This window comes from Microbacterium sp. MYb45, from assembly GCF_002979655.1.
Taxonomy (GTDB): domain Bacteria; phylum Actinomycetota; class Actinomycetes; order Actinomycetales; family Microbacteriaceae; genus Microbacterium.
Map to the genome: position 1 here is coordinate 1 of NZ_PCPG01000008.1, position 23,503 is coordinate 23,503.

General features: G+C 69.2%; 21 protein-coding genes. 5 read left to right on the plus strand and 16 right to left on the minus strand.

The genetic code is table 11. The features are described from left to right. The first annotated feature begins 56 nt into the window (after positions 1-56). Entirely contained in the window at positions 57-836 is a 780-nt protein-coding gene (locus CQ034_RS13250) for a hypothetical protein (RefSeq protein WP_105711402.1), read from the plus strand. A 129-nt stretch (positions 837-965) separates the two neighbouring features. On the opposite strand, the gene CQ034_RS13255 is transcribed toward CQ034_RS13250, so the two are convergent. Then, entirely contained in the window at positions 966-2,162 is a 1,197-nt protein-coding gene (locus tag CQ034_RS13255; RefSeq protein WP_105711403.1) for an ROK family protein, read from the minus strand. A 159-nt stretch (positions 2,163-2,321) separates the two neighbouring features. After that, positions 2,322-2,621 (minus strand): chorismate mutase, encoded by a 300-nt coding sequence (locus tag CQ034_RS13260; RefSeq protein WP_029263226.1) that lies wholly within the window; start codon positions 2,619-2,621, stop codon positions 2,322-2,324. Positions 2,622-2,683: 62 nt separating this feature from the next. On the opposite strand from CQ034_RS13260, the gene CQ034_RS13265 reads away from it, so the two are divergent. Further along, complete coding sequence (locus CQ034_RS13265; RefSeq protein ID WP_105711404.1) at positions 2,684-3,934, plus strand: AI-2E family transporter; 1,251 nt, start codon at positions 2,684-2,686, stop codon at positions 3,932-3,934. Positions 3,935-3,994: 60 nt separating this feature from the next. Here CQ034_RS13265 and CQ034_RS13270 read toward each other — a convergent pair whose 3' ends face one another. From CQ034_RS13270 to CQ034_RS13320, 11 genes are all read right to left on the minus strand, one after another. Continuing rightward, positions 3,995-4,906 carry an ABC transporter substrate-binding protein gene (locus CQ034_RS13270; protein WP_105711405.1) on the minus strand — a complete coding sequence of 304 codons (912 nt, stop codon included), beginning with the start codon at positions 4,904-4,906 and terminating at the stop codon, positions 3,995-3,997. Positions 4,907-4,954: 48 nt separating this feature from the next. Beyond that, the gene (locus CQ034_RS13275) at positions 4,955-5,680 is read right to left on the minus strand and encodes an ABC transporter permease (RefSeq protein ID WP_029263229.1); all 726 of its coding nucleotides are present in this window, start codon (positions 5,678-5,680) and stop codon (positions 4,955-4,957) included. Beyond that, complete coding sequence (locus CQ034_RS13280) at positions 5,677-6,360, minus strand: ABC transporter permease (RefSeq protein ID WP_029263230.1); 684 nt, start codon at positions 6,358-6,360, stop codon at positions 5,677-5,679. Before CQ034_RS13280 ends, CQ034_RS13275 begins: the two co-directional genes overlap by 4 nt. After that, a complete protein-coding gene (locus CQ034_RS13285) occupies positions 6,357-7,229 on the minus strand; it encodes an ABC transporter ATP-binding protein (RefSeq protein WP_105711406.1) in 873 nt (290 codons plus the stop codon). The genes CQ034_RS13280 and CQ034_RS13285 overlap by 4 nt, the downstream gene beginning before the upstream one ends. Positions 7,230-7,272: 43 nt before the next feature. Continuing rightward, on the minus strand, positions 7,273-7,575 hold the full coding sequence (locus CQ034_RS13290) for a DUF427 domain-containing protein (RefSeq protein ID WP_029263232.1): 303 nt from the start codon (positions 7,573-7,575) through the stop codon (positions 7,273-7,275). A 142-nt stretch (positions 7,576-7,717) separates the two neighbouring features. Beyond that, a complete protein-coding gene (locus CQ034_RS13295) occupies positions 7,718-9,154 on the minus strand; it encodes an NAD(P)/FAD-dependent oxidoreductase (protein WP_258134207.1) in 1,437 nt (478 codons plus the stop codon). A gap of 288 nt (positions 9,155-9,442) precedes the next feature. Next, positions 9,443-10,024 (minus strand): biotin transporter BioY, encoded by a 582-nt coding sequence (locus CQ034_RS13300; RefSeq protein ID WP_105711407.1) that lies wholly within the window; start codon positions 10,022-10,024, stop codon positions 9,443-9,445. 82 nt (positions 10,025-10,106) lie between these two features. Then, positions 10,107-11,099 carry an alcohol dehydrogenase catalytic domain-containing protein gene (locus CQ034_RS13305; protein ID WP_105711487.1) on the minus strand — a complete coding sequence of 331 codons (993 nt, stop codon included), beginning with the start codon at positions 11,097-11,099 and terminating at the stop codon, positions 10,107-10,109. 41 nt (positions 11,100-11,140) lie between these two features. Continuing rightward, a complete protein-coding gene (locus tag CQ034_RS13310) occupies positions 11,141-12,532 on the minus strand; it encodes an MFS transporter (RefSeq protein WP_105711408.1) in 1,392 nt (463 codons plus the stop codon). 69 nt (positions 12,533-12,601) lie between these two features. Next, positions 12,602-13,711 (minus strand): beta-propeller fold lactonase family protein, encoded by a 1,110-nt coding sequence (locus tag CQ034_RS13315; RefSeq protein WP_105711409.1) that lies wholly within the window; start codon positions 13,709-13,711, stop codon positions 12,602-12,604. A gap of 11 nt (positions 13,712-13,722) precedes the next feature. Continuing rightward, on the minus strand, positions 13,723-15,009 hold the full coding sequence (locus CQ034_RS13320; protein WP_105711410.1) for an adenylosuccinate synthase: 1,287 nt from the start codon (positions 15,007-15,009) through the stop codon (positions 13,723-13,725). Between the two features lie 186 nt (positions 15,010-15,195). Between CQ034_RS13320 and CQ034_RS13325 the strand changes: the two genes are divergently transcribed. Beyond that, entirely contained in the window at positions 15,196-16,128 is a 933-nt protein-coding gene (locus CQ034_RS13325; protein ID WP_105711411.1) for a DMT family transporter, read from the plus strand. Between the two features lie 6 nt (positions 16,129-16,134). On the opposite strand, the gene CQ034_RS13330 is transcribed toward CQ034_RS13325, so the two are convergent. Further along, complete coding sequence (locus CQ034_RS13330) at positions 16,135-17,559, minus strand: mechanosensitive ion channel domain-containing protein (protein WP_105711412.1); 1,425 nt, start codon at positions 17,557-17,559, stop codon at positions 16,135-16,137. 2 nt (positions 17,560-17,561) lie between these two features. After that, positions 17,562-19,721, minus strand: a complete 2,160-nt coding sequence (locus CQ034_RS13335) for an adenylate/guanylate cyclase domain-containing protein (protein WP_146114843.1) — start codon at positions 19,719-19,721, stop codon at positions 17,562-17,564. Between the two features lie 106 nt (positions 19,722-19,827). On the opposite strand from CQ034_RS13335, the gene CQ034_RS13340 reads away from it, so the two are divergent. Next, positions 19,828-20,565 (plus strand): Pr6Pr family membrane protein, encoded by a 738-nt coding sequence (locus CQ034_RS13340; protein WP_105711414.1) that lies wholly within the window; start codon positions 19,828-19,830, stop codon positions 20,563-20,565. A gap of 70 nt (positions 20,566-20,635) precedes the next feature. Here CQ034_RS13340 and CQ034_RS13345 read toward each other — a convergent pair whose 3' ends face one another. Further along, the gene (locus CQ034_RS13345; protein ID WP_258134208.1) at positions 20,636-22,060 is read right to left on the minus strand and encodes an NAD(P)-binding domain-containing protein; all 1,425 of its coding nucleotides are present in this window, start codon (positions 22,058-22,060) and stop codon (positions 20,636-20,638) included. Between the two features lie 335 nt (positions 22,061-22,395). Between CQ034_RS13345 and CQ034_RS13350 the strand changes: the two genes are divergently transcribed. Further along, positions 22,396-23,496, plus strand: coding sequence for an AAA family ATPase (locus tag CQ034_RS13350; RefSeq protein ID WP_374956818.1), 1,101 nt, complete (start codon positions 22,396-22,398; stop codon positions 23,494-23,496). Positions 23,497-23,503: the final 7 nt, after the last annotated feature.

Here is a 23,503-nt window from a genome sequence, read left to right on the forward strand (position 1 = left end):
GGCGGGGGCCGGGGCAGGATGGTAGACACCTCTCTGAGACGCGACGAAGGAGTCCCATGCCCCATCCACGCCCTGCGCTCGGCGCCGCCGCCGCATTCGCCGCCCTCGTGGTGATGCTGGCGGGATGCACCGCGGCGGAGCCCGAGGCCGACCCCACACCGACGGCGACGGCGACGGCGACGGGCGAGACCGTCGCGCAGGTGAGCACGACCGGACCGGTGATCACGGGCACGGGGCCGACCGAGCCATACCCCGGCGTCGACTTCCCGCTCCCCGATCATGCGCGGTCGGTGACGATCGACTTCGAGTGCGAGGGCGGCCTGAACTTCCACCTCGAAGTGGGCGACCCGATGGCGGCCGGAGAGGCTGCACTCCGCGGCACGTGCGACGGCATCACGTCGCTGACGTGGCCGGTCACCGAACAGACGGCGCCGAAGCTGTTCGTGTGGACTCCCGAGGATGTCGCCTGGACGGCGACTCCGCACTTCTCCACCGCGGAGTTCCTCCGCGACGAGGCGATCACGACCGAGTGCGATGCCTTCTCCGACATCTACAGCGCGTTCTCGAACGCCGACATCGGGTACACGGAGTACCAGGCGTTCGATCAGGTGGAGTGGACGCGGCGGGTCGACGCGGCGATCGTCGACCTCGAGACGCTCGCGGGCGCCTCGGAGACGACCATGTCCGACCCGTTCACCGCCCTGCTCTCCTGGGTGCAGGGCGACGGCCACACGCCTGGAGCACTGCTGCAGGACACGAGCCTGATCGATCCGATCAGCGACACCTGCAACACGAATCACAGCCCGCTGATCCTGATCGGCGAGTTCGGCGGCTGAGCACCCGTCGGGCGACACCCACCCGCGCATCCGCCGCACGTTCCGAAGGAGATCTCAGGGAATGAAGGACCGGATGCTCGATTCCGTCCTTCAGAACGGGAGAACTCCTTCAGGCCGGGCGCTGGCGGGTCAGGGGCGGGGAGTGGATGCGGCGGAAGTGGATGCTGCAGAGGCGGATGCTGCGCGCAACTGCTGCGGGTTCCAGCGCACACCGAGCGCCGAAGTCAGGGCGACCTGCGCGGCACCGGCGGCGAGTGACACCCGCGGGTCGGCGTAGCGGACCGGCACCTGCGTCGTACCGCGGGCGGGGTACTCGGTCTCGCGGCGCACCCGATCGAGGAAGCGCGGTCCGAGCTCGGTGGCCGGTCCGCCGATCACGACCTCGGTCGGGTCGAGGAGCGCGCCGATGAGCTTGACCGCCCTGGCGAGCGCACGAGCACCCTCGTCGAGCTGCTCCTCGTCGGCTGTCGCCGCGAGCGCCCTGATCTCGGAGGCGTCCATCGCGTCGGAGAAGTCATCGCCCAACATCGCGCCCAGGGCGGCCGCGGACTCCAAGCAGCCGCGCTGACCGCAGCGGCAGAGGCGAGCGGCATCGCCGAACACCACCTGCACGTGGCCGATCTCTCCCGCGCGGTCGCGGGGGCCGGGCGCGAGCTCGCCGTTCAGCGTCACGGCCGCACCGACACCGCCCCCGAGGTGGATGAAGAGCCGGTACCCACTGGGCGACTCCTCCATCCCTGCTTCCGCGATCGCCTCCGCGTCGACGTCGTTGATGAGGAGCACGGGTGCGTCGAGAATCCGCTCGAACCGCTCAGCGAGGGGCACTCCCTCCCACTTCAACTGCACGCTCTCCAGCACCGAGCGACCGTCCGTCGTCCCCGGGAGCTGCACCCCCGCGGCGAGCAGTCTCCCGCCGAACTCGCCGGCGACGGTGGTCAGCGCCTCGTCGAGCGAGCGGTCGCGCTCCTCGATGCTGTAGCCCACCCGCCGCGTCTCGAGCTCCGTCCCGTCGAGCGCGACGAGGGCGATCTGCGCGTGGAGCGGCTGGATCACCAGGACGAGGATCAGGTGATGGCTCGCATCGACGCTGAGGGTGGTCGCGCGTTTGCCGCCTGTGCTCGCGGCTTGCTCCCCCTCGACGATCAGTCGATCCTCGATGAGCTCGGCGACCAGGGACGACGCGGTGGCCGCGGTCAGCCCGGTCGACCTCGCGATGCCCGCCCGCGTCTGGGTGCCCGGATTGCGGAAGACGAGCTGCAGGGCGCGGCGCAGGTTCGCGCGTCGTACCGATGCCTGGGTGTCGAGGGTGTCATCCGCGTTGAGCATGTGTTCCCGTTTCCGAGCCCGTCGGTGGCGAGCTGTTGACAGATCGTGGCGCGATCCGTAGTCTCTCCCTAAGTTTATTCATTGAACTTAGTTGGTCAATGAACCTCAAGCTCCGGACGGGCGAGTGCTGCACACACCGTCGCCCGTCCGGCACCTCCTTCAGCGGCCCTCGGCCGCTTCGGTGTGGTGGCGGATCACCTCGGCCACAACGAAGTTGAACCACTTCTCCGCGAACTCCGGATCGAGGTGGGCCTCCTCGGCCAGAGCCCGCAGTCGCGCGACCTGCTGCTCCTCCCGATTCGGGTCGGACGCCGGCATCTCGTGATCGGCCTTCAGGTGCCCGACCTGCTGGGTCGCGCGGAAGCGCTCGGCCAGCATGAAGATCAGTGCAGCGTCGATGTTGTCGATGGTGGCGCGAAGTCGGAGCAGTTCGGCCTTCGGGTCCTCGGCGGCGGTCATGCCCCTACTCTAGAGCCGCGGAACACCCGGATTTCGACCTGCCGCACCGCTATCGTGAGCACATGAGCAACGAAGAGTCGCCCGCCTCCGCGCCCCTCGACGGCGCCGCACCGAGTCCCGCTGTGAACGACGAGGCGGTCGCGAGCGACACCACGACTCCTGCGTCCTCCCGCCGCCGAACCGCGCCGGCATCCGAGGTCTCGTCAGCCGCCCCCGCCATCGCCCGCCCGGTCGTGATCGAGCCGATGACACCGAGTCGCTCCTTCTGGACGCGCATCGACCGCCCCTTCGTGTTCGGCTTCCTCGTGACCCTCGGCGGCCTCGGCGCGATCGTGATCGGCCTCGCTCTCACGAGCCTGTCGACCGTGCTCATCTACATCGCCCTCGCGCTCTTCGGCGCGCTCGGCCTCGACCCCGCCGTCCGGTTCCTGGAGAGGCGGGGCGTCTCGCGGGTGCTGTCGGTCGTCGTCGTGATCCTGAGCCTCATCGTCGTCGTGGCCCTCGTGCTGTGGATGATCCTCCCGGTCGTGATCGATCAAATCGCGAGTTTCGTGCGCTCCGTGCCCGGCATGATCAAGGACTTCACCGGCAGTGACGTCTACGCGACGCTCGAAGCCCAGTTCGGAGACCAGTTCCAGGACCTCGTGGCCGAGGTGCAGTCGTTCCTGACCGACTTCGGCAACCTGGCGACGATCGGCGGCGGCGCCTTGGCGGTCGGCGCCTCGATCGCGACCGGCATCTCCGGCGCCATCATCGTTCTCGTTCTGACGCTGTACTTCCTCGCCTCCCTCCCCGCCATGAAGCAGGGGATGCTGCGTCTCGCCCCGGCCCGCGATCGCGCTCGAGCCGGCGACATCACCGACCAGATCACCGACTCGGTCGGCGGCTACGTGATGGGCATGGTCGTGCTCGCGTTCTGCAATGCGACGCTGGCGTTCCTGCTCTACTTCTTCCTCGGCCTGCCGTTCCCGCCCCTGATGGCGGCGATCGCGTTCTGCGTCACCCTCATCCCGCTGGTCGGTTCCGTGCTGTTCTGGATCCTCGGCACCTGCCTGGCCCTCTTCAGCAATCCGATCGCCGCGCTCGTCTTCGCTGCGATCTACCTCGTCTACATGCAGATCGAGGCCTACGTGATCACTCCGCGCGTGATGAACCGGGCGGTCTCGGTCCCCGGTTCGCTCGTGGTGATCGGTGCCCTCGCAGGTGGCACCCTGCTGGGGCTGCTCGGCGCGCTCGTGGCTGTGCCGGTCACGGCATCCATCCTCATCATCATCAAACAGGTGCTGGTGCCGAAACAGGACGCCAGGATCTGACCGCCCGAGACGAAGAAGCGCCCGACCCCTCACGGGGCCGGGCGCTTCTGTCTCAGCGACTCAGAGGTCGTTGTCCGCCAGCCACTTCTTGGCGATGTCGGATGCCGACTTCTGGTCGACCGTGCTCTGCACGTTCAGGGCGACGAGCTCGTCGGCCGTGAGCTTCGCGCTGATCGCGTTGATCACGTCGGCGGCCCCATCGGGCAGGTCGTCCGAGACGATCGGCACGACGTTCGAGGCCAGGATGATGTTCTCCGGGTCTTCGAGCGCCACGATGTCCTCCGTCTGGAACGCCGGGTCCGCCGAGTAGATGTCGGCGACCTGGATCTCGCCGGCGAGCAGCGACTCGAGCGTGGTCGGGCCCGTCGCCGAGAACCCGAGGTCGACACCGTAGACCTCCTTGGCCGCGGCCGGGCCGTAGGGGCGCTGCTCGAACTCCGGCGCGGCGCCGATGGTCACGGGCGTGGTGACCTTGGAGAGGTCGGAGATCGAGGTGAGACCGTTCTCGTCCGCGAAGCTCTTCAGCACGGTGTACGTGTCCTGATCCGAAGCCTCGGCGTAGTCGAGCGCGGTCAGACCGTCGGGCAGCGCCTCCTTGAGCGCCTCGTAGACGTCGTCCGGGCTGGTTGCGGTCGCATCCTTGTCGAGATACTCGAGCAGGTTGCCGGTGTACTCCGGGAAGACGTCGATCGCGCCGGACTCGACATCGGGCATGTACGCGTCGCGCTGACCGATGTTGAACTGCTCGTCGACCGTGAAGCCGGCACCCTCGAGCGCCTGCGAGTAGATCTCGGCGATGATCTCGTTCGAGTAGTACGCCTGCGAGCCGATGACGATGGTCTCGTCGCCGGAGCCTGCGTCATCGGTGGGAGCGTCGAGCGGGTTGCTGCTGGTGCAGCCGGCGAGGACGAGCGCCGCGGCGAGCGAGACGCCACCGGCGAGGGCGAGTCGTGACTTTCGTGCTGTGAACATGGGACTTCCTCTTCTCTGGGACAACGGGATGGATGCTGTGGGTCGATGTCAGGCGGGCGCTGCGGCCGCGGCCTTGAGGGCGGTGCGCGAGCGGCGCTTCCGCGGTGCGGCTCGCACGCCCGCGGGGACGGCGGCGTGCTGGAGGAGCGCGAAGATCAGGTCGACGGCCAGCGCGAGGACGGCGACGAGGATCGCCCCGCCGAGCACCTGATCGAACTTGCGCAGCGGGATGCCCTGGATGATCGGCCAGCCGAGACCACCGAGGTTCACGTAGGCGGCGATCGTCACGGTGGCGATCACCTGGAGGAGCGCGGAGCGGATGCCGCCGACGAGGAGCGGCAGACCGAGGGGCACCTCGACCTTCCAGAACACCTGCCATTCGGTCATCCCCATGGAGCGCGCCGAGTCGAGCACCCGCCGGTCGATGGCCTCGAGGCCCGTGTAGGCACCCGCGAGGAGCGAGGGGATCGCGAGCAGTACGAACGTGATGATCGCGGCTTCGGGGATGCGGAGCACGCCGAGCAGCAGCACGAGCAGCACCAGGAGTCCGAACGACGGGATCGCACGCGCCGCACCGGAGACCGCGACGGCGACCTCCCGTCCGCGCCCGGTGTGCCCGATGAGCCAGCCGATCGGAACGGCGATGACCGCGGCGATCACCACCGAGATGAGCGTGTAGTACATGTGCTGGCCGAACAGGACCGGCAGCGCATACGTCCCCTCCCACCGGTCGGGGGAGAAGAGCCAGGCGAGGGCGTCTGTGAACACGTTCATGCGGCCGCCCCCATGCTCACGGCTCGACGAGCGGCCGACGGCGTCTTCGCCGCGCGGGTCCACGGCATCAGGGCGCGGCCCAACAGCAGGAGCAGCAGGTCGATCACGAGCGCGATCACGACGACCGCGACGACGCCGGCGAACACCTCGGCGAGGATGCGGCGCTGCAGGCCGTTCTCGAACAGGTAGCCGAGGTTGGTGACGCCGACCAGGATGCCGACGGTGGCGAGGGAGATGGTGCTGACAGCGGCCACCCGGAGCCCGGCGAGGACCACGGGGCCGGCGAGCGGGAAGTCGACCGTCCAGAACCGCCGGAACCCGCCGTAGCCCATCGCGGTGGCGGACTGCCTGATCGCGGGGTCGACCGAGTCGAGTCCATCGGAGACCGCACGAACCAGGATCGCGACCGCGTAGATGGTCAGGCCGATGATGAGGTTGATCGGGCTGCGGGCGGGGTAGCCCGCGACGGACGGCAGGAGGATCAGCAGCGCCAGCGAGGGGATCGTGTAGAGCAGCCCGGTGAGGACGATGACGGGCCCTTTCACCAGCTGATAGCGCCAGGCGAGCCACCCGAGCGGCAGCGACAGGACGAAACCGAGCACGATCGCGATCGCGCTCTGCTGCAGATGGATCGCGGTCAGCTCGAGGATGAGGCCGAGATTGTCGACGACCCAGTTCACGGAGCGCCCTTCGTCACGCTCTCTTCGCTCAGCAGAGCGTCGGTCACGGCATCCGGCACGTCGACGATCGCGCCCTGGGTGCGACCGTCGGAATCGACCACCACGGTGCCGCGCGGCGTCTGCTTGAGGTGCAGCGCCCGCTTGCCGCGATCGGCGCCGATGAAGGCCGCCACGAAGTCGTCGGCCGGGTTCTCGATGATCTCGCTCGGGCTGCCCACCTGCACGATGCGCGCGCCCTTGTCGAGGATGACGACCTGGTCACCGAGCAGGAACGCCTCGTCGATGTCGTGCGTGACGAACACGACCGTCTTGTCGAGCTCGTGCTGCAGGCGGATGGTCTCCTGCTGCAGGTCGGCCCGCACGATGGGGTCGACCGCACCGAAGGGCTCGTCCATCAGCAGGATGTTCGGGTCGGCTGCGAGTCCGCGGGCCACACCGACGCGCTGCTGCTGACCACCGGAGAGCTGGCTCGGGTAGCGCTCGGCGAGCGCCCGGTCGAGGCCGACCGTGTCGAGCAGTTCCCGCGCTCGCTGGTGGGCCGCGGCTCGCTTCACCCCGGTCAGCCGCAGGACGGTGGCCACGTTGTCGATGACCGTGAAGTGCGGCATGAGGCCGGAGTTCTGCATGACGTAGCCGATGCGCCGACGCAGCGCGACCGGGTCGCCGACCAGCACACTCTCGCCGTCGATCTCGACGTCGCCGGAGGTGGGCTCGACCATCCGGTTGATCATCCGGAGCAGGGTGGTCTTGCCACAGCCGGACGAGCCGACGAACACGGTGGTCTTGCGCGACGGCAGCACCAGGCTGAAGTCGTCGACGGCGAGGGTGCCGTCGGGGAACCGCTTCGTGACGTTGCGGAACTCGATCATGGGCTGGTCTCCAGTCGGTCGATCGATGCGAAGGCAGGTGGGGCTACGGTCCGACCTCGACGCGGGGGTCGAAGGCCACGTATCCCGAGAAGTCCGTGCCCACACGCTCGAACGCCGAGGGGTAGGGGTTCGGATACGACCAGGCGTAGTCGGTGTGGAGCTCGCCCTCGGTCTGCACCGAGTAGTACTGCGCGGCGCCCTTCCACGGACAGGTGTACGGCGTGGGGCTCTCGACGAGCGCGCCGGGCGCGACGGATGCGGGTGGGAAGTACCAGTTCCCCTCGATGCGGACGAGCTCGCTCTCGTCGGCCTCGGCGATGACGGTTCCTGCGAGTACAGCCTTCATGGTCCTGCCTCCTCGGATGTGGGTTCGAGCGTATAAGACGGTGGGGACATCGGTCCGACGGGTTGCGCGCGGGCCGTCAATGTGAGAAACAATCCCGGATGCTGTTCGGCGCCCTTCCCCGAACGGATTGCCGCCGTGCGGATCAGGCGGAATCGCGTCCGTAGCCCTCCAGCAGCCGCAGCCAGATCTCGCTCACGGTCGGGTACGACGGCACCGCGTGCCACAGACGGGCGATCGGAACCTCGCCCACGATCGCCACCGTCGCGGCGTGCACGAGCTCCGCCACCTCGGGACCGACGAACGTGGCACCGAGCACGACGTCGCGCTCGGTGTCGATCACGAGGCGAGCCTGGCCCTCGAAGCCGTCTTCGTAGAGGCTCGCGCCGGCGACCCAGCCCAGGTCGTAGTCGACGACCTTCACCTCTTTCCCCGCCTCGCGCGCAGCGGCCTCGGTGAGTCCGACCGAGGCGACCTCGGGGATCGAGAACGTGACCTGCGGGACGGCGGCCTCATCCGCGGTGGCGACGTGGCGGCCCCACGGTGCATCGTCGATGTCGGCACCCTTCGCGCGGGCGACGATCACGTCACCGGCGGCCCGCGCCTGATACTTGCCCTGGTGCGTGAGCAGCACGCGTCCGTTCACGTCGCCGACCGCGTACAGCCAGTCGGAGCCGGGAACCCGCAGCGTGTCATCCGTCTTGATCCAGCGCCCCGGTTCGAGGCCGACGACGTCGAGGCCGATGTCTCCACTGCGCGGCGCGCGCCCTGTCGCGGCGAGCACCTCGGTCGCGGTGATCTCCTCGCCGCCGTCGAGCGTGATGGTGACGCCATCGGGCCCGCGGCGGACCGACGTGGTCCCGGTTCCGGTGCGCACGTCGACGCCGAGTTCCTTCAGCCCCGCGACCACCCGCTCGCCCGCGAAAGGCTCCATCCCGCCGAGCAGGCCGCTCCGGGCGATCACGGTCACGGTCGAGCCGAGCGCGGCGTACGCGGTCGCCATCTCCACCGCGACCACTCCTCCGCCGATCACGGCCAGGCTCTCCGGCAGCTCCTCGGCGCTGGTCGCCTCGCGGCTCGTCCACGGGGAGGCCTCGCGGAGTCCGTCGATGGGCGGGATGACGGCGTCCGATCCGGTGCTGATCGCGACCGCGTGCCGGGCCCGGAGCACGCGCTCGGCGCCATCGGCATCCGTCACCGTCACCTCACGCTCGCCCGTGAGCCTGCCGTGGCCGCGGGCGAGGTCGATGCCCGCCGAATCGAGCCACTTCACCTGCCCGTCGTCGGACCAGTTGCTGGTGAACGAGTCGCGGCGGTCGAAGACGGCGCGCACGTCGAGCTTTCCGGTGACCGCCTGAGAGGCGCCGGCCACGTGCTGCGCCGCGCGGAGGGCCTGGGCCGAACGCAGCAGCGCCTTCGACGGCATGCACGCCCAGTACGAGCACTCCCCTCCGACGAGTTCGCTCTCCACGATGATCGCGGTGAGCCCGCCCTGCACGGCGCGGTCGGCGACGTTCTCGCCGACGGGTCCTCCGCCCAGGACGATCAGGTCGTATTCGTCGGTCATCTCCGCAGCAGTCATGCGTCGCACCTCTCGTCGCCCGGGTCGTCGGTTCCGTCGCCCAGTCTCGCTCAAGAGCAACGCCGAGTCACGGGTGACTTGTTCCCGTCGGCGTGGCGGGCGAGCCCGAGGACCGGCTGGCGGGCACGACGGGTGCCGGGCCGATGGTGCCGACGGGGCAGACGGGGTCGGCGGGTTCACTTGTCGGACCGATGCACGGATGTCGGACGGATACCCGGCGTGTCGTCCGACATCCGTGCATCGGTCCGACAGATGGACCGGAGCGGAGCGGATGCCGCGGTGGGCGCGTCAGGCGGCGACGGGCCGCGGCACCGGACGACTGTCGGCGAAGGCGCGGGGGTAGGCGCGACGCAGGGCGACCACGACGAGGGTGGCCGCGGTCACCTTGATCAGATCTCCAGGGAGGAACGCGAGGCTCGAGAGCGCGGTGAGGTCGAGCGGGACGCCGGTGACGAACGCCTGCACCGGGATGCCGAACGCGTACACGACGAGTACTCCTCCGACCAGGGCCGCCACCGCCGCGCGCCACCACGTGAAGCGTCCGGTGCGCATGAGGAGTCCGATCACGACGACGCCGGCGATCCAGCCGATCATGTAGCCCACGGTCGGACCGACGAAGACGCCGAGACCACCGCGGCCACCCGCCAGCACCGGGAGCCCTACCGCGGCGAGCGCCAGCACGACGGCGATCGACCACGGTGCGACGCGCGGTCCGAGCACGAGGCCGGCGAGCATGACCCCGAGCGTCTGCCCCGTGATCGGCACCCCGCCCGGCAGCGGCACGACGACCGTGCCGAGCACGATGATGAGGGCGGCGAACACGGCCACGCGGCCGAGGGTCGCGCTGGTGTCACGGGGGGCGTCGGTCATCGCACATCCTTCCTGAACGGTGTTCACCTGAACACCGTTCATCAGAGTACGGATGCGCCGCCGCGCGCGCAAATCACCGACTTCAGGGCACGAGCACGATCTTCCCCCGCTGGCGGCGCTGCGCGATGGCATCGTGCGCGACCCCGGCGTCCTCGAGCCGATATTCGTCGACAGGCGGAGAGGTGCGCCCTTCGGACAGCGCGGCGAGCGCTGCCGTCTCGAGCACGCGCAGATCCGCCACGGGACGCCCGAGCGGAACGGTGACCGTGAGCGAGCCGCGCACGATGTCATCCGTGTCGAGGCGGAGGATCTCTCCGCTCGACCAGCCGATGATCACGACGCGCCCTCCTCGTCCGAGACTCTCCAAGGCTGTTCGGGCGGTGGCGCCGCCGACACCGTCGACGAGTACCGACGGTTGCCTTCCGTCAAGCTGCTCGGCCATGAGCTCGGGCCACGACTCGTCGTTCGCGTCGAGCGGCACCAGCCGGCCGCGCGCATGCTTCTCGCCGAGTGCGAGCCCCTCGACCACATCGCGCTTCGCCGATCCTCCGTGGAGGGCGACGACCGTGGCCCCTTCCGACAAGGCGAGCTGGACGAGCTGACTGCCGAGACCTCCCGACGCTCCGGGGATCACGACGACATCCGTCGAGCGGATCTGCGCCGCGTCCCACACGAGCTGGGCTGTTCGGCCGGTTCCGATCGTCGCGACCGCCTGCGAGAACGTCGCCCCATCGGCGATGCGGTGCACCGCCGATGCCGCCGCCAGCGCGAACTCGGCGTATCCGCCGCTGCGGAACCCGACGTGGGCGACGACTCGCTCTCCGACGAGGGCCGCATCGACACCGGCACCCACGGCATCAACGACGCCGGCGATCTCGCGTCCCGGCGTCATCGGAAGTGTCGGCCGCGGCATCGAGGGCGGGGCAGCATCGCGCCGGATGTCGAGATCGACGGCATGCACACCCGCGGCTGCGACGCGCACGCGCACCTCCCCCTCGCCGGGGATCGGCAACGGCGTCTCCTCGATCCTCAGGACGTCGGATTCTCCGAACTCGCGCTGCACGATGGCTCGCATGGTCTCCCTCTCCTTCTCTTCGGTGACTCCCGCATCCACGCTCATGCGGCCGCGCCCGCTTCTCCGGCGCCCTCGACCCGGATCCGCGGAGCGAGGACCGCCGCCGCGAAGGCGACGACGGCCGCCAGCACGAACACCCCCAGGAACGGGTCGGTGGCCGCGAGCGCCGTGAACAGGGTCCCGGTGATGGCCAGGGCCATGGCGCTGCCGAACGAATCGGCGACGGTCATGGCGCCGCTGTTGAAGCCCTGGTCCGCGGGTGTCGACATCGCGAGGGTCAGGGCACTGGTCCTGGGGCTCATCAAGCCCATGCCCATCCCCGCGACGACCCAGGCGACCGCGACCATCAGGGCGTTCCAGCCGAGGCCGGCGGTCGCGACGATCAGCAGGATGCCGGCCAGCACGAGGATCGTCCCCAGCCGCACGGCCGTGACGCTCGAGAGCCGCACGCCCATCCGCCCCTGCACCGTCGCGGCGAGAGACCAGGCGAGCGCGCCGCCGGTGAGGGAGAGCCCCGCGAGCGTCGGCGAGAGCTCATAGCGATCGGTCAGCAGATAGGGCAGGTAGACCTGTGCGCCGAAGAACGCGGCGGCCGCCACCCCGCGGACGAGGATGACCGAGGGCAGCCCGCGCCGGGCGCGAAGGGTGCCGCGCGGGACCAGTGGACGCACCGCGATCAGGGCGACGACCACGGCGAGGAGTGCCAGCACCGGGCCGACCCCGGGGATGTCGCCGACCAGGTTCAACGCGAGCACGGCGACGGCGGCCAGCACCGACCAGCCGAGCCTCCCGAAAGCCCAGGGCGTCGACGCATCGCCGTCGTTCGCGAGCCCGCGCAGGGCGGGGACGACCATCAGCAGCGCCACGAGCACGAGGATGACGACGCCGAGGAAGACCCAGTGCCAGCTCCAGAGCTCGGTCACCGCTCCCGCCACCGTCGGACCGATGAGGGAAGGGATGACCCACGCGGCCGCGAAGCCGGCGAAGATCGCCGGGTGCAGCACCTGCGGGTACACGCGGGCGACCACGACGTAGAGCGCGACCATGAGCCCTCCACTGCCGAGACCCTGCGCGAACCTGCCCGCCACGAGGACCTCCATGCTCGGCGCAAGGCCCGCGACGAGCAGCCCGAACACGAACATCGCGACGGCCGTGTAGAGCGGGGCCACCGGGCCACGACGATCGGCCCAGTTCCCCGCGATCACCATGCCGATGACCCCGGTGGCGAGGGGGCCGGCGAATGCGAGTGCGTACAGCCGCTCACCGCCGAGATCGGCGCTCACCGTCGGCATCACGGTGGTGACGGCCAGGGACTCGAACGCCCCGAGGAACACGAGCGCGCACGCGCCGATGGTGATCCAGACGTACTCGCTGTTCAGGATGCGCGGTGCGGGGGCGGCCGGCGCGGGCGTCTGCCCGGTCTCTGTGGTCATGGAGACGACGCTAGAACCTCAAGTGAGGTCGAGGTCAAGCGCGGGTTTCGCGAGTGCGACCGCGGGGCTTCAGCGCACCGGCAGGAAGTGCGTCGGCGTCGGGACCTGCGCCTCATGACGGATGCCGAGGGGCGCGCCCGTGCGCTCGTCGAGGTCGAGCAGCGTGATCGTGTCGGAGCGCTGTCCGGCGACGAGCAGCTTGCCCTCGTGCACCAGGTGGTGGCGCGGCCAGTCCACTCCCGCATCGGCGAGCGCGACCGACTCGAGGGCCTCACCTCCGCCGCGCACCCGCAGCGCCGCGATGGTGTTGCTGCCGCGCAGGGCCGTGTAGAGGAAGTGCCCGTCGCGAGTGCGGGCGAGCTCGGCCGGGAAGTCCGCGCCCACCTCCGCGATCGGGCTCGCCATGGTCACCGACACGACACTCCAGGTGCCGTTCGCCGCGCGGGCGAGCGTGAACACCTCGCACGAGTACTCCGTCACCACGTGCAGGTGCCCGCTGGGGTGCATGACCATGTGCCGAGGTCCGGTACCGAGGGGCAGCACGACCTCGTGATCGAGGGTCAGACCGGTGCCGCTCTGCCGCCAGAACCGCACGAGGTCGAATCCGAGGTCGGTCGTCGCGATGCGGCCGTCGGGCAGGAACACCGCGGCGTGCGCGTGCGAGACGCGGTCGCCGCCGACCGCGTATGGATCGATCGCCGCGATGCCGTCTCCGGGAGGGGTCGCGGCCGGAGCATCCGGGTCCACGTCGTCGCCGAACAGGGCCGCGCGGAGAGCTGCGGCGGCATCCGGCTTCGGAGGCAGGATGCGGCCTTCCTCGTCGAGGTCGAACCGCACCACGCGGCCGTCGCCGTAGCAGCTGGCGACCAGCGCCGAGCCGTTCGGGGCGACCGCCACGTGACACACGTACTGTCCGACCGCCGCGGGCGCGCCCAGCGGAGCGAGCACCCCCTCACCGGTGCGGACGAACGCCTGCACGGCCGCGTCCCCCTCGAGCGCCGCGTAGACGACATCGAGGGACGGATGCTGCGCGAGCCACGACGGCGACGGCGTCTCGGTCACGGCACCGCGGTAGGCGAGTGTGCTGGCCTCACGGCCCTCATCCCCCGCGAGCAGGCCGATGCCCTCGGCCTGACCGTCCATACCGGGGCCGTAGCCGCCGAGCCAGAACCTCGTCATGGAGCGCCGGGTCAGTCGAGCAGGCCGTGGCGGACGACGACCTGGTCGCGCTCGGGGCCGACCCCGATCACCGAGATGCGGGTGTTGCTCATCTTCTCGAGCGCCAGCACGTAGTCCTGTGCGTTCTTCGGCAGGTCCTCGAAGGTGCGTGCGACCGAGATGTCCTCGCTCCAGCCGGGGAAGTACTCCAGGATCGGCTTCGCGTGGTGGAAGTCGGTCTGGTTGACCGGCACCTCGTCGAACCGCTCACCGTCGACGTCGTAGGCCACGCACACCGGGATCTGCTCGAGACCGGTGAGGATGTCGAGCTTGGTGAGCACGAGGTCGGTGATGCCGTTGATGCGCGTCGCGTAGCGGGTGATGGGTGCGTCGTACCAGCCGACCCGGCGCGGACGGCCGGTGGTGGTGCCGAACTCGAAGCCCTGCTTGCGCAGCCACTCGCCCTGCTCGTCGAACAGCTCGGTCGGGAACGGGCCCGAGCCGACGCGGGTCGTGTACGCCTTGACGATGCCCACGATGCGGTCGAGCGCACCGGGGCCGACGCCCGCGCCGGTCGCCGCGCCTCCGGCCGTGGCCGAAGAGGAGGTTACGAACGGGTAGGTGCCGTGGTCGATGTCGAGCATGGTGGCCTGGCCGCCCTCGAACACGACGACCTCGCCGCGGTCGAGCGCCTGGGCGATCAGGTAGCCGGTGTCGGCGACCATCGGCCGCAGCCGCTCGGCGTAGGAGAGCAGGTCTTCGACGACCTCGTCGGCGGTGATCGCGCGACGGTTGAAGATCTTCACCAGCAGGTGGTTCTTCTGGTCGAGTGCGCCCTCGACCTTCTGACGCAGGATGTTCTCGTCGAACAGATCCTGCACCCGGATGCCGACGCGGTTGATCTTGTCGGCGTAGGCCGGACCGATGCCGCGCCCGGTCGTGCCGATCATGCGCTTGCCGAGGAAGCGCTCGGTGACCTTGTCGAGCGTGCGGTGGTACTGCGTGATGATGTGCGCGTTGGCGCTGACCTTGAGCCGCGACACGTCGATGCCACGGGCGGAGAGCGCCTCGAGCTCGAAGAACAGCACCTCGAGGTCGACGACCACGCCGTTGCCGATCACGGGCGTCACGCCGGGAGAGAGGATGCCGGAGGGCAACAGGTGCAGGGCGTACTTCTCGTCGCCGACGACGACGGTGTGCCCGGCGTTGTTGCCGCCGTTGAACTTCACCACCCAGTCGGTGCGCTCACCGAGAAGATCGGTGGCCTTGCCCTTTCCTTCGTCGCCCCACTGCACGCCGACGATAACGATTCCTGGCATGGGTATCCCCCTGGCTTTCGCCGGGTTTGCACCGGCCGATGAGCTGGCCCTCTTCGGGCGGTCCCATCCTATCGAAGGGTTCCCCTACGCCCTTCCGGACGCCTTCCTGCAGACCGGCGGGAAAGCGACGGCGGTTGGCACTCCGACGGCTCGCCCGATGTCGGATGCCCCTGCGAGGATCGGAGGATGTCACGAGCCACATCCGGCGCCCCCGGGATCCGCACCGATACCGGAGTACCGAAGGCACAGGGGCCGCTCGTGCTCATCGCCGCGCTGGTCACCGTGGTGCTCTGGGCGTCCGCGTTCATCGGCATCCGGGGCGCAGGGCCGCACTACGACCCGGGCGCCCTCGCCCTGCTGCGGATGGCGGTGGGCACGCTGGTGCTGACGATCATCGCGGTACGGCACGGCATCCGCATTCCCGCTCGTCGCCACTGGCTGCTCATCGCGGTGTGGGGCGTCGGCTGGTTCTGCGTCTACAACCTCGCCCTCAACAGCGCGGAACTCACACTCGACGCGGGCACCGCCGCGATGGTCGTCAACCTCGCACCCCTCATGGTCGTGGTCTTCAGCGGCCTGTTCCTGCGCGAGGGGTTCCCGAAGCCGCTCGTGATCGGGGCGCCGATCGCCTTCCTCGGCGTCGTGCTCATCGGCATGAACTCGTCCACGAGCGCGGGCCCCGACATCACGGGCCTCCTGCTCGCCCTCCTCGCCGCGGTCATGTATGCCGGGTGCACGCTCGTGCAGAAGCGCCTGCTCACCTCGGGCGTCGATCCGACGACCCTGACCTGGCTCGGGGCGGGCGTCGGCACCATCGCGCTGCTGCCCTGGATCGGGCCCCTCATCGGATCGCTCCAGACCGCCCCGCTGGATGCGACGCTGTGGGTCGTGTACCTCGGCATCTTCCCGACCGCGGTCGCCTTCACGACCTGGGCGTACGTGCTGCAGCGCAGCACCGCGGGGCAGACCTCGGCGACGACCTATGTGGTCCCGGCCATCGCGATCCTGATGTCGTGGGCCATCCTCGGCGAGGTGCCCACGCCGCTCATGTTCCTCGGCGGCGCGCTGTGCCTGCTCGGCGTGCTGATCACCCGACTGCGGTGGCGTCGACGCGCCTGACGCCGCTCAGCGCCCGGTGATGACTCCCCGCGCGATCCCGAGCTCCGCGAGCCGCGAGGCCGCCAGGCTCCGCTTGAGTTCGAGCGACTCCCCGATCTCGGCGGCCAGACGCGGACGTGTGCGGATCAGCGCATCGATCGTGGTGAGCGGCAGCACGACCACGGTCAGGATCTCCCCGGCCACCGTCACCGCCTGCGTGCGCTCACGGGTGAGGGCGGTCTGCCCGATGAGATCGCCCTTCTCCGCAGCGGCGAAATCCACCCGGCCGTCGTCGACCTCGAGGGCGAGCACCGCACGACCCGACAGCACCACGCGCACCTCGTCCGGCACGACGCCACTGGGCAGCACGATCTCGCCGACGCCGTAGCGCTCCAGCCGGGAGTCCGAGAGGATCGCCTCGATGTCGTCATCGCGCAGGTGCAGGGTCGGCGCGATCTCCTGCATCGCCTCGACCAGGCGCTGCGGCTCGGCGAGCGGATCGGTCGAGTCGCCGTCGAGAGCGAAACTGCGGCGTCGCGCGGCGTACCAGAGCCAGGAGAGGTACATCGACAGCGCACGAGACGCATCGGCTGGACCCGCGACGGGAATCGACACGGAGTACGCACCGGCTCCCGAGTACACGACCGTCGCCCGCTGCCGCTGCAGCCGCATCGGCAGCGAGTCGGCGACCTCGACGAGCAGCGCCATCACCTCGTGCGGCGGGTCGTCGGTGGAGAAGGTCACCGAGGTCTCGGCCGAGTACGGCCCCTCCGGCTCGCTGAGGTTGGTGAATGAGGCCCCCGACAGGGACGAGTTCGGCACGATCTGGATGCCGGAGCCCGTGTCGATGTGCACTGCACGCCAGTTGACCTCGACGACCCGGCCCCGCACCCCCGCGGCATCCAGCCAGTCGCCGATCTTGAACGGCTGCTCGAACAGCAGCAGCAGACCCGAGATGACACCGCCCACTGCGTTCTGCAGAGCGAGACCGATCACGATAGAGCCGACGCCGAGAGCGGTGAAGAGCCCGCCGACGTCGGCGTCCCACACCCATGAGAACAGCAGCGCGAGTCCGACGCCGACCAGGACGAGCCGCCCGATCTCCACGAAGATCGACGGGATGCGCTCGCGCCACGAGCCCGGCTTCGCGTTGGCGAACAGGGCCACGTTGAACGCCGACAGCACGAGCAGGATCACGAGGAACCCGAACACCGTCGCCACCACGCGCGTCCACACCTGATCCGCCGGTGACTGGATCGCGAAGATCAGCAGCGCGAACAATGCGCCGACCGGGATGACCCAGTTGCGCAGCATCCGCAGCGGCTTCGCGACCGGGTTGCCCCGACGGGTCAGCGCGCCGATCAACTCGGTGAGGACGACCAGGACCACGGGCACTCCGACGGCGAGTGCGAGCACCCACCAGCCCCAGCCGCCCGTGAACACGTCGCCCATGATCAGACCACCTTCCACACGGTCTCGGTCCTGCCCTGCGTCTCCACCGTCCCCGCTTCGACGTAGGTGACCAGCTCCTGGGTGCGGTCGCGCACCGTCTGACTCACGTAGATGCCGGGCTCGCCGCTGACCGAGCGCACCCGGTAGGCGAGGTTCACGGCGTCACCCCACAGGTCGTAGGCGAGGCTGGTCCGCGCGACGAGGCCGCTCGTGACCGTCCCGGTGTCGACGCCGGCACGCAGCGAGATCTGGGTGCCGTTCTGCGCATTGAAGCGCTCGAGCACCCCGACCAGATTGCGGGCGAAGTCGACCGTGCGGCGGATGTTGTCGACCCGGGGCACGATCAACCCCGACGAGGCGAGGTAGCCGCCGCGCAGGGTGCGCACCTTCTCGACGCCCGCCTTCTCGGCGGCCTCGTCGAACCCGCGCATGAGCGTGTTCAGGAGGCCGATCTCCTCCTCCGCGCTCATGTCGCGCGCGAGGTCGTCGAATCCGACCAGCTCGGCGAACACGACCGACACGTTCTCGTGCGCCTCGGTGATCGCCTCCTCGCCCTGCTTGTACTTGGTCGCGACGCTCGCCGGCATGAGCGTGTGCAGCAGCTTCTCGTTCTCCTTCTGCTGCTCCTCGATCAGCTCCTGTTTGATGCGCAGGCTCGAGGCCATGTCGTTGAAGGCGCTGCCGAGGTCGCCGAACTCGTCACGAGAGCCCTGCGGCACCTGCACGTCGAGGTCGCCCTCCGCGACCCTGTGCACGGCACCGACGAGCCGGTGGATCGGCCGCGTGAACACCTGCGCGAGCAGCAGCGACAGCAGCGAGACGCCGAGCATGATGCCGAGCAGCGACAGCAGCACGTTGCGGGTGAAGACGTTCACCGGCTCGAAGGCCTCGGCGGTGTCGATCCGCGCGATCACGACCCAGTCGAGACCTTCGATCTCGAGCGGGGCGTAGGCGGTGACGCTCTCGCCGCCGACGAAGTCGCGCCCGACGATGGTGCCGCTGCGGCCCGCCTGCGCCTCCTGCACGGCCTTCGTGTCGACGGGCTGCAGCAGGACGGTGCCCTTGATGGCGCCGATGCGGTCGACGATGGTCGGCGCCATCCCTCCGGCGATCAGACGCTTCACATAGTCCTCGGGGTCTTCCACGAGGCGGCGAGCGGTGCTGCGCATGAGGTCGTCGCGTCCGACGAGATACACCTCGCCGGTGTCGCCAAGGCCCTGCGCTTTCCAGTCCTCGTTACCGGTCATCACGTCGTTGATCGTGTCGATCGAGATCTGGAACGCCATCGCCCCGGTGATGCCGTTGTCGTTTCCGACCGGGGAGACGACCCACATCCCGGGGACGTTGAGCGAGGGGATCCACCGATCGAAGTCGGTGAGGACGACCGTGTTGACGGAGTTGGTGGCGATCGCCTCGGAGTACGCCTTCGACAGGAGCGAATCACGGTAGGGCCCGGTCAACAGATTCGTGCCGAGCTCGACCCCCTTGTACGCGGAGTAGGTGACGTCGCCGTCGACGTTGAGCAGCAGGGCGTCTTCGTATCCGGCCTCCTGCACCAGGCGCGTGAAGTAGTCGCCGTACCGTCCGGTCGCGGCCGAGTAGCTGGTGCCGTCGCCGCTGTCGTTGAGTGCGAGCTGCGCGTCGTAGTCGGCGTCGAAGTCCTGGTTGCCCGTGACGTACTGCGACTGCACGTACTTCCCGGCATCGGATTCCGGGATGAAGGCCGTGTCGCCGTACTCCTCACCGGAACGCCCCTCGAGCTCGGGGATGAAGACGTCCGTGTAGTAGTCCTCGAGCTCCGCTTGCGCGCTCTCGTCGAGCTCCACGTCGGCGAGATCGGCGAAGCCCGCGTTCACTGCCGTCGACATGTTCTGCGCGCTGAGGTTTCGGGAGTTCAGTGAGGCATCGCGACGGACGCTCTCGATCGCGGTCGTGATCTCGGCCGCCCGCATCGAGCGGATGGTGATGAGCTGGTCCACCGCCGAGTCGTGCAGGGATTGACGCCCGTTGATGAAGCCGATGGCGCCCACGATCACGGACGACACGAGGCTCACCGCCAGCAGCATGATGAGGAGTTTCGACTGGATGCTGAGTCCGGCTCGCCGGAACCGCCCCTTCTTCACCACACCCGCATCGACCGTGCCGTTACCGCTGTCGCTCATATGCCCCTCCGCCATGCGCGCACCTGCGTGATCGGTCCGACGATATCGATATATCGGTCCCGCGGTCCATGGTTTTCTGCCGCTACAGTTGCCGACGGAGGCGAACATGACGACGACCTGGTGGCCCTACCTGCGCATCGCCGCAGCCGTTCTCGCGGTCGCCGCGATCGTGGCGCAGCTCATCCGCTCCCTGGAGATCGCGGGGGCGGCGACGACCGAGTGGGGCGCGCACCTGCCCACAGTCATCGCGAACTTCTTCAGCTTCTTCACCATCGAGTCGAACGTCCTGGCCGCGGTCGCGCTCGCGTGCGGCGGGATCTGGGGGTTGGCGCGCCGCAGCACGACGACGGCCGAACCTCGCTGGTTGGCGATCCTGCTGATGTGTGCGAGCACCTACATGATCGTCACGGGCGTCGTGTACAACCTGCTGCTGCGCGGCATCGAGCTGCCGCAGGGCTCGACCGTCGGCTGGTCCAACGAGGTGCTCCACGTCGTCATCCCGATCATCATGCTGGCCGACGTCCTCTTCGCACCGCGTCGCCGAGCTCTCGGATGGGGAGCCGTCGGCATCGCCGCGATCTTCCCGATCGTCTGGGTGATCTACACCCTGATCCGCGCGAACCTGGTGATCGCTCCGGCGACGGGGAAGCCGTACTGGTACCCGTATCCGTTCCTCGAACCCACACAGCCCGGCGGATACGGAGCCGTCGCGCTCTACGTGCTCCTGATCGCCGCGATCATCATCGGCGCCGCCGCGCTCGTCGTCTGGGTCGGTCGCCGCCGCGCGACCGTGTCGGACTCGACGGCCGACGCCACCGTGCCGCCCGCCGACCTCGCGCTCTGACGCCGCGCCCTGATGACTCCGTCCCTCACACCGCTGAGGGCGGGAGGGACGGAGTGCGGCTCATGCGGGCTCAGACGGCGGCGAGCGCCTCCCGGTCGTCGTCGCGCGGCAGGCCGCCGACCATGCGAGCCGTCTCGACCGAGTCCGGATCCACATCGAGGTACCGCTCGAGGGAGTCGTCGAGCTCCTCGAGCCACGGGGTGTGGTGCACGACCGCGAGCGTGCCGGTCATGACCGACTCGTACACGCGGTCGCGGTAGCCCATGATGTCGTCCTTCTTGTCGTGCTTCCACGCCAGGAAGATCTCGACGACCCGATCGATGTCGAACTCCGGATAGTCGGTGAGCTCCAACAGGTCGCGGATGTAGTCCGCCTGGAAGCGGATCTCCGCGGCCGCCGAATCGATCTGCCCGAATCGCGTGCGCCACTCGGCGATGGATGCGGCACGCTCGGCCTCATCCGGCAGTGCGATGCGGCCGAGGATCAGGTCGCGCACGTACCAGGCCTGCACGTCGAACATGTTGAACGTGAACCACTGGTCCTGCGCGCCGAGGTAGGTGAGACGCGGATTGCCCTGCCAGACCACGCCCCGGTAGAGGCCGTCGGGGTAGACGTTGTTCGGCGACGACAGCGCCAGGTCGTCGGGCAGGAACGGGTACTTGTGCAGGTATCCGGTGCACATGATCACCGCATCCACGCGCTTCGACGTGCCGTCGGCGAAGAACACGACGTCGCCCTCGAAGCGCTCGACGACCGGGCGCTCCTCGATGCCGTCGGGCCAGTCGTAACCCATCGGTGCCGAGCGGAAGCTCGCGGTGACCGAGCGGGCGCCCATCTTGAACGCCTGGCTGCCGATGTCCTCCGCCGAGTAACTCGCGCCGATCACGAGCACGTCCTTGTCGGCGAACGCCTCGGCGCCGCGGAAGTCGTGGGCGTGGCTGATGTAGCCGGGGAACGTCTCGATACCGGCGAAGTCCGGCATGTTCGGGAAGGAGAAGTGCCCGCTGGCGACGATGACGCGGTCGAACTCCTCCACGGTCGACTCACCGGTGGGCAGATTCTCGCTGGTGAGCGTGAAGACCTCGCGCTCACTGTCGAACTCGATCCAGCGCACCACCGTCTGGAAACGGATCAGGTCGCGCACGTCGCTCTTCTCCAGGCGGCCGGCGATGTAGTCCCACAGCACGGGACGCGGTGGATAGGAGGAGATGGGTCGGCCGAAGTGCTCGTCGAAGCTGTAGTCCGCGAACTCCAGCGCCTCCTTCGGGCCGTTCGACCACAGGTTGCGGTACATGCTGGAGTGCACCGGTTCGCCGAACTCGTCGAGTCCGGTGCGCCAGGTGAAGTTCCACTGTCCGCCCCAGTCGGCCTGCTTCTCGAAGCAGACCAGTTCGGGGATGTCCGCCCCCGCGCGGCCCGCGGACTCGAAGGCCCGCAGTTGCGCCATACCCGAGGGGCCGGCGCCGATGATCGCTACTCGTTCTCTGCTCGTCACGTATCGTCCTCATACTCTTCAGTCATGTATCGGTCAGCGGCCGCATCCGAGCGAGGAACAGTTCTGTCCCGGTGGGAGCGGAAGGCTCGACCTGCCCGGAAAGCGGCTGCCCTTCGACGGTATCAGTGTCGGTCGCGGGAGCCGACGGGTCCGGTCGCCCCTCCGGATGCATGACCCTTCGACGGATGCACGAGGGGCGGACGGCGAGCCCTCCTGCATCCGTCATCCGTTCATGCAGGTGAGCGGTGCGGGTGGGTCGGGCTGGGAACGGCGCGGACGGATGCGATTACGCTGGTCCGCGGGGGGACGCGCCGCGCTCCTCAGGAGGAGAGAGCATGCATGACCTGAACGCCGCATCCCCGTATCCGGCCGCGCCTCCGCCCCCGCCTGCCCCCGCGCGCACACCCGACCCCGCACCCGCGTCGGCACCGGCCGCGGCACCGGCGAACGGCGCTCCGACGGATGCCGAGATGGCCAGGGCCACCGAGGTCCTGCGCATCATCTCCACCTCGTACTCGGCGAAGATGGTCGGTCAGGAGCGGCTGCGCACGAGCCTGCTCGTGTCGCTCATCGCCGGCGGGCACATCCTGCTCGAGAGCGTCCCCGGCCTTGCCAAGACCACCGCGGCCAGCACTCTCGCCGACACCGTGAAGGCGCAGTTCAAGCGCATCCAGTGCACCCCCGACCTGCTGCCGAGCGACATCACGGGCAACCAGATCTACGACGCCGCGACGGGCTCGTTCCGCACCGTGCTCGGTCCGGTGCACGCGAACTTCGTGCTGCTGGATGAGATCAACCGCTCCAGCGCCAAGACGCAGAGCGCCATGCTCGAGGCGATGCAGGAGCACCAGACCACCATCGGCGGCGAGATCCACCACCTGCCGAAGCCGTTCCTCGTGATCGCGACGCAGAACCCGATCGAGCAGGAGGGCACGTACGAGCTGCCCGAGGCGCAGATGGACCGCTTCCTGCTCAAGGAGATCGTCGAATACCCGAGCCCGGCAGAAGAGCTCGAGGTGCTCAGCCGCATCGACTCGGGCGTGCTCGACCCGGATCGGCATGTGACCAGCGCCGTGAGCCTCGACGACGTGCGCCTGCTGCAAGACGTCGCGAGCCGCATCTACGTCGACCCCGCGATCCGCAACTACATCGTGTCGATCGCCTACGTGACCCGGAACCCGGCGCCGTACATCGGCGAGGAGCGCGCCCGCTTCATCAAGTACGGCGCGAGCCCGCGTGCGAGCATCGCCTTCCTGCAGGCGTCCAGGGCGCTGGCCCTGCTGAAGGGCCGCTCCCACGTGCTGCCCGAAGACATCCGCGAACTGCGCCATCTGGTGCTCCGCCACCGCGTGCTGCTGACCTTCGAGGCGGATGCCGAGGGTGTCCGCAGCGAGGAGATCATCGACCAGATCTTCGCGTCGGTCCCCACCCCCTGACCCCTCC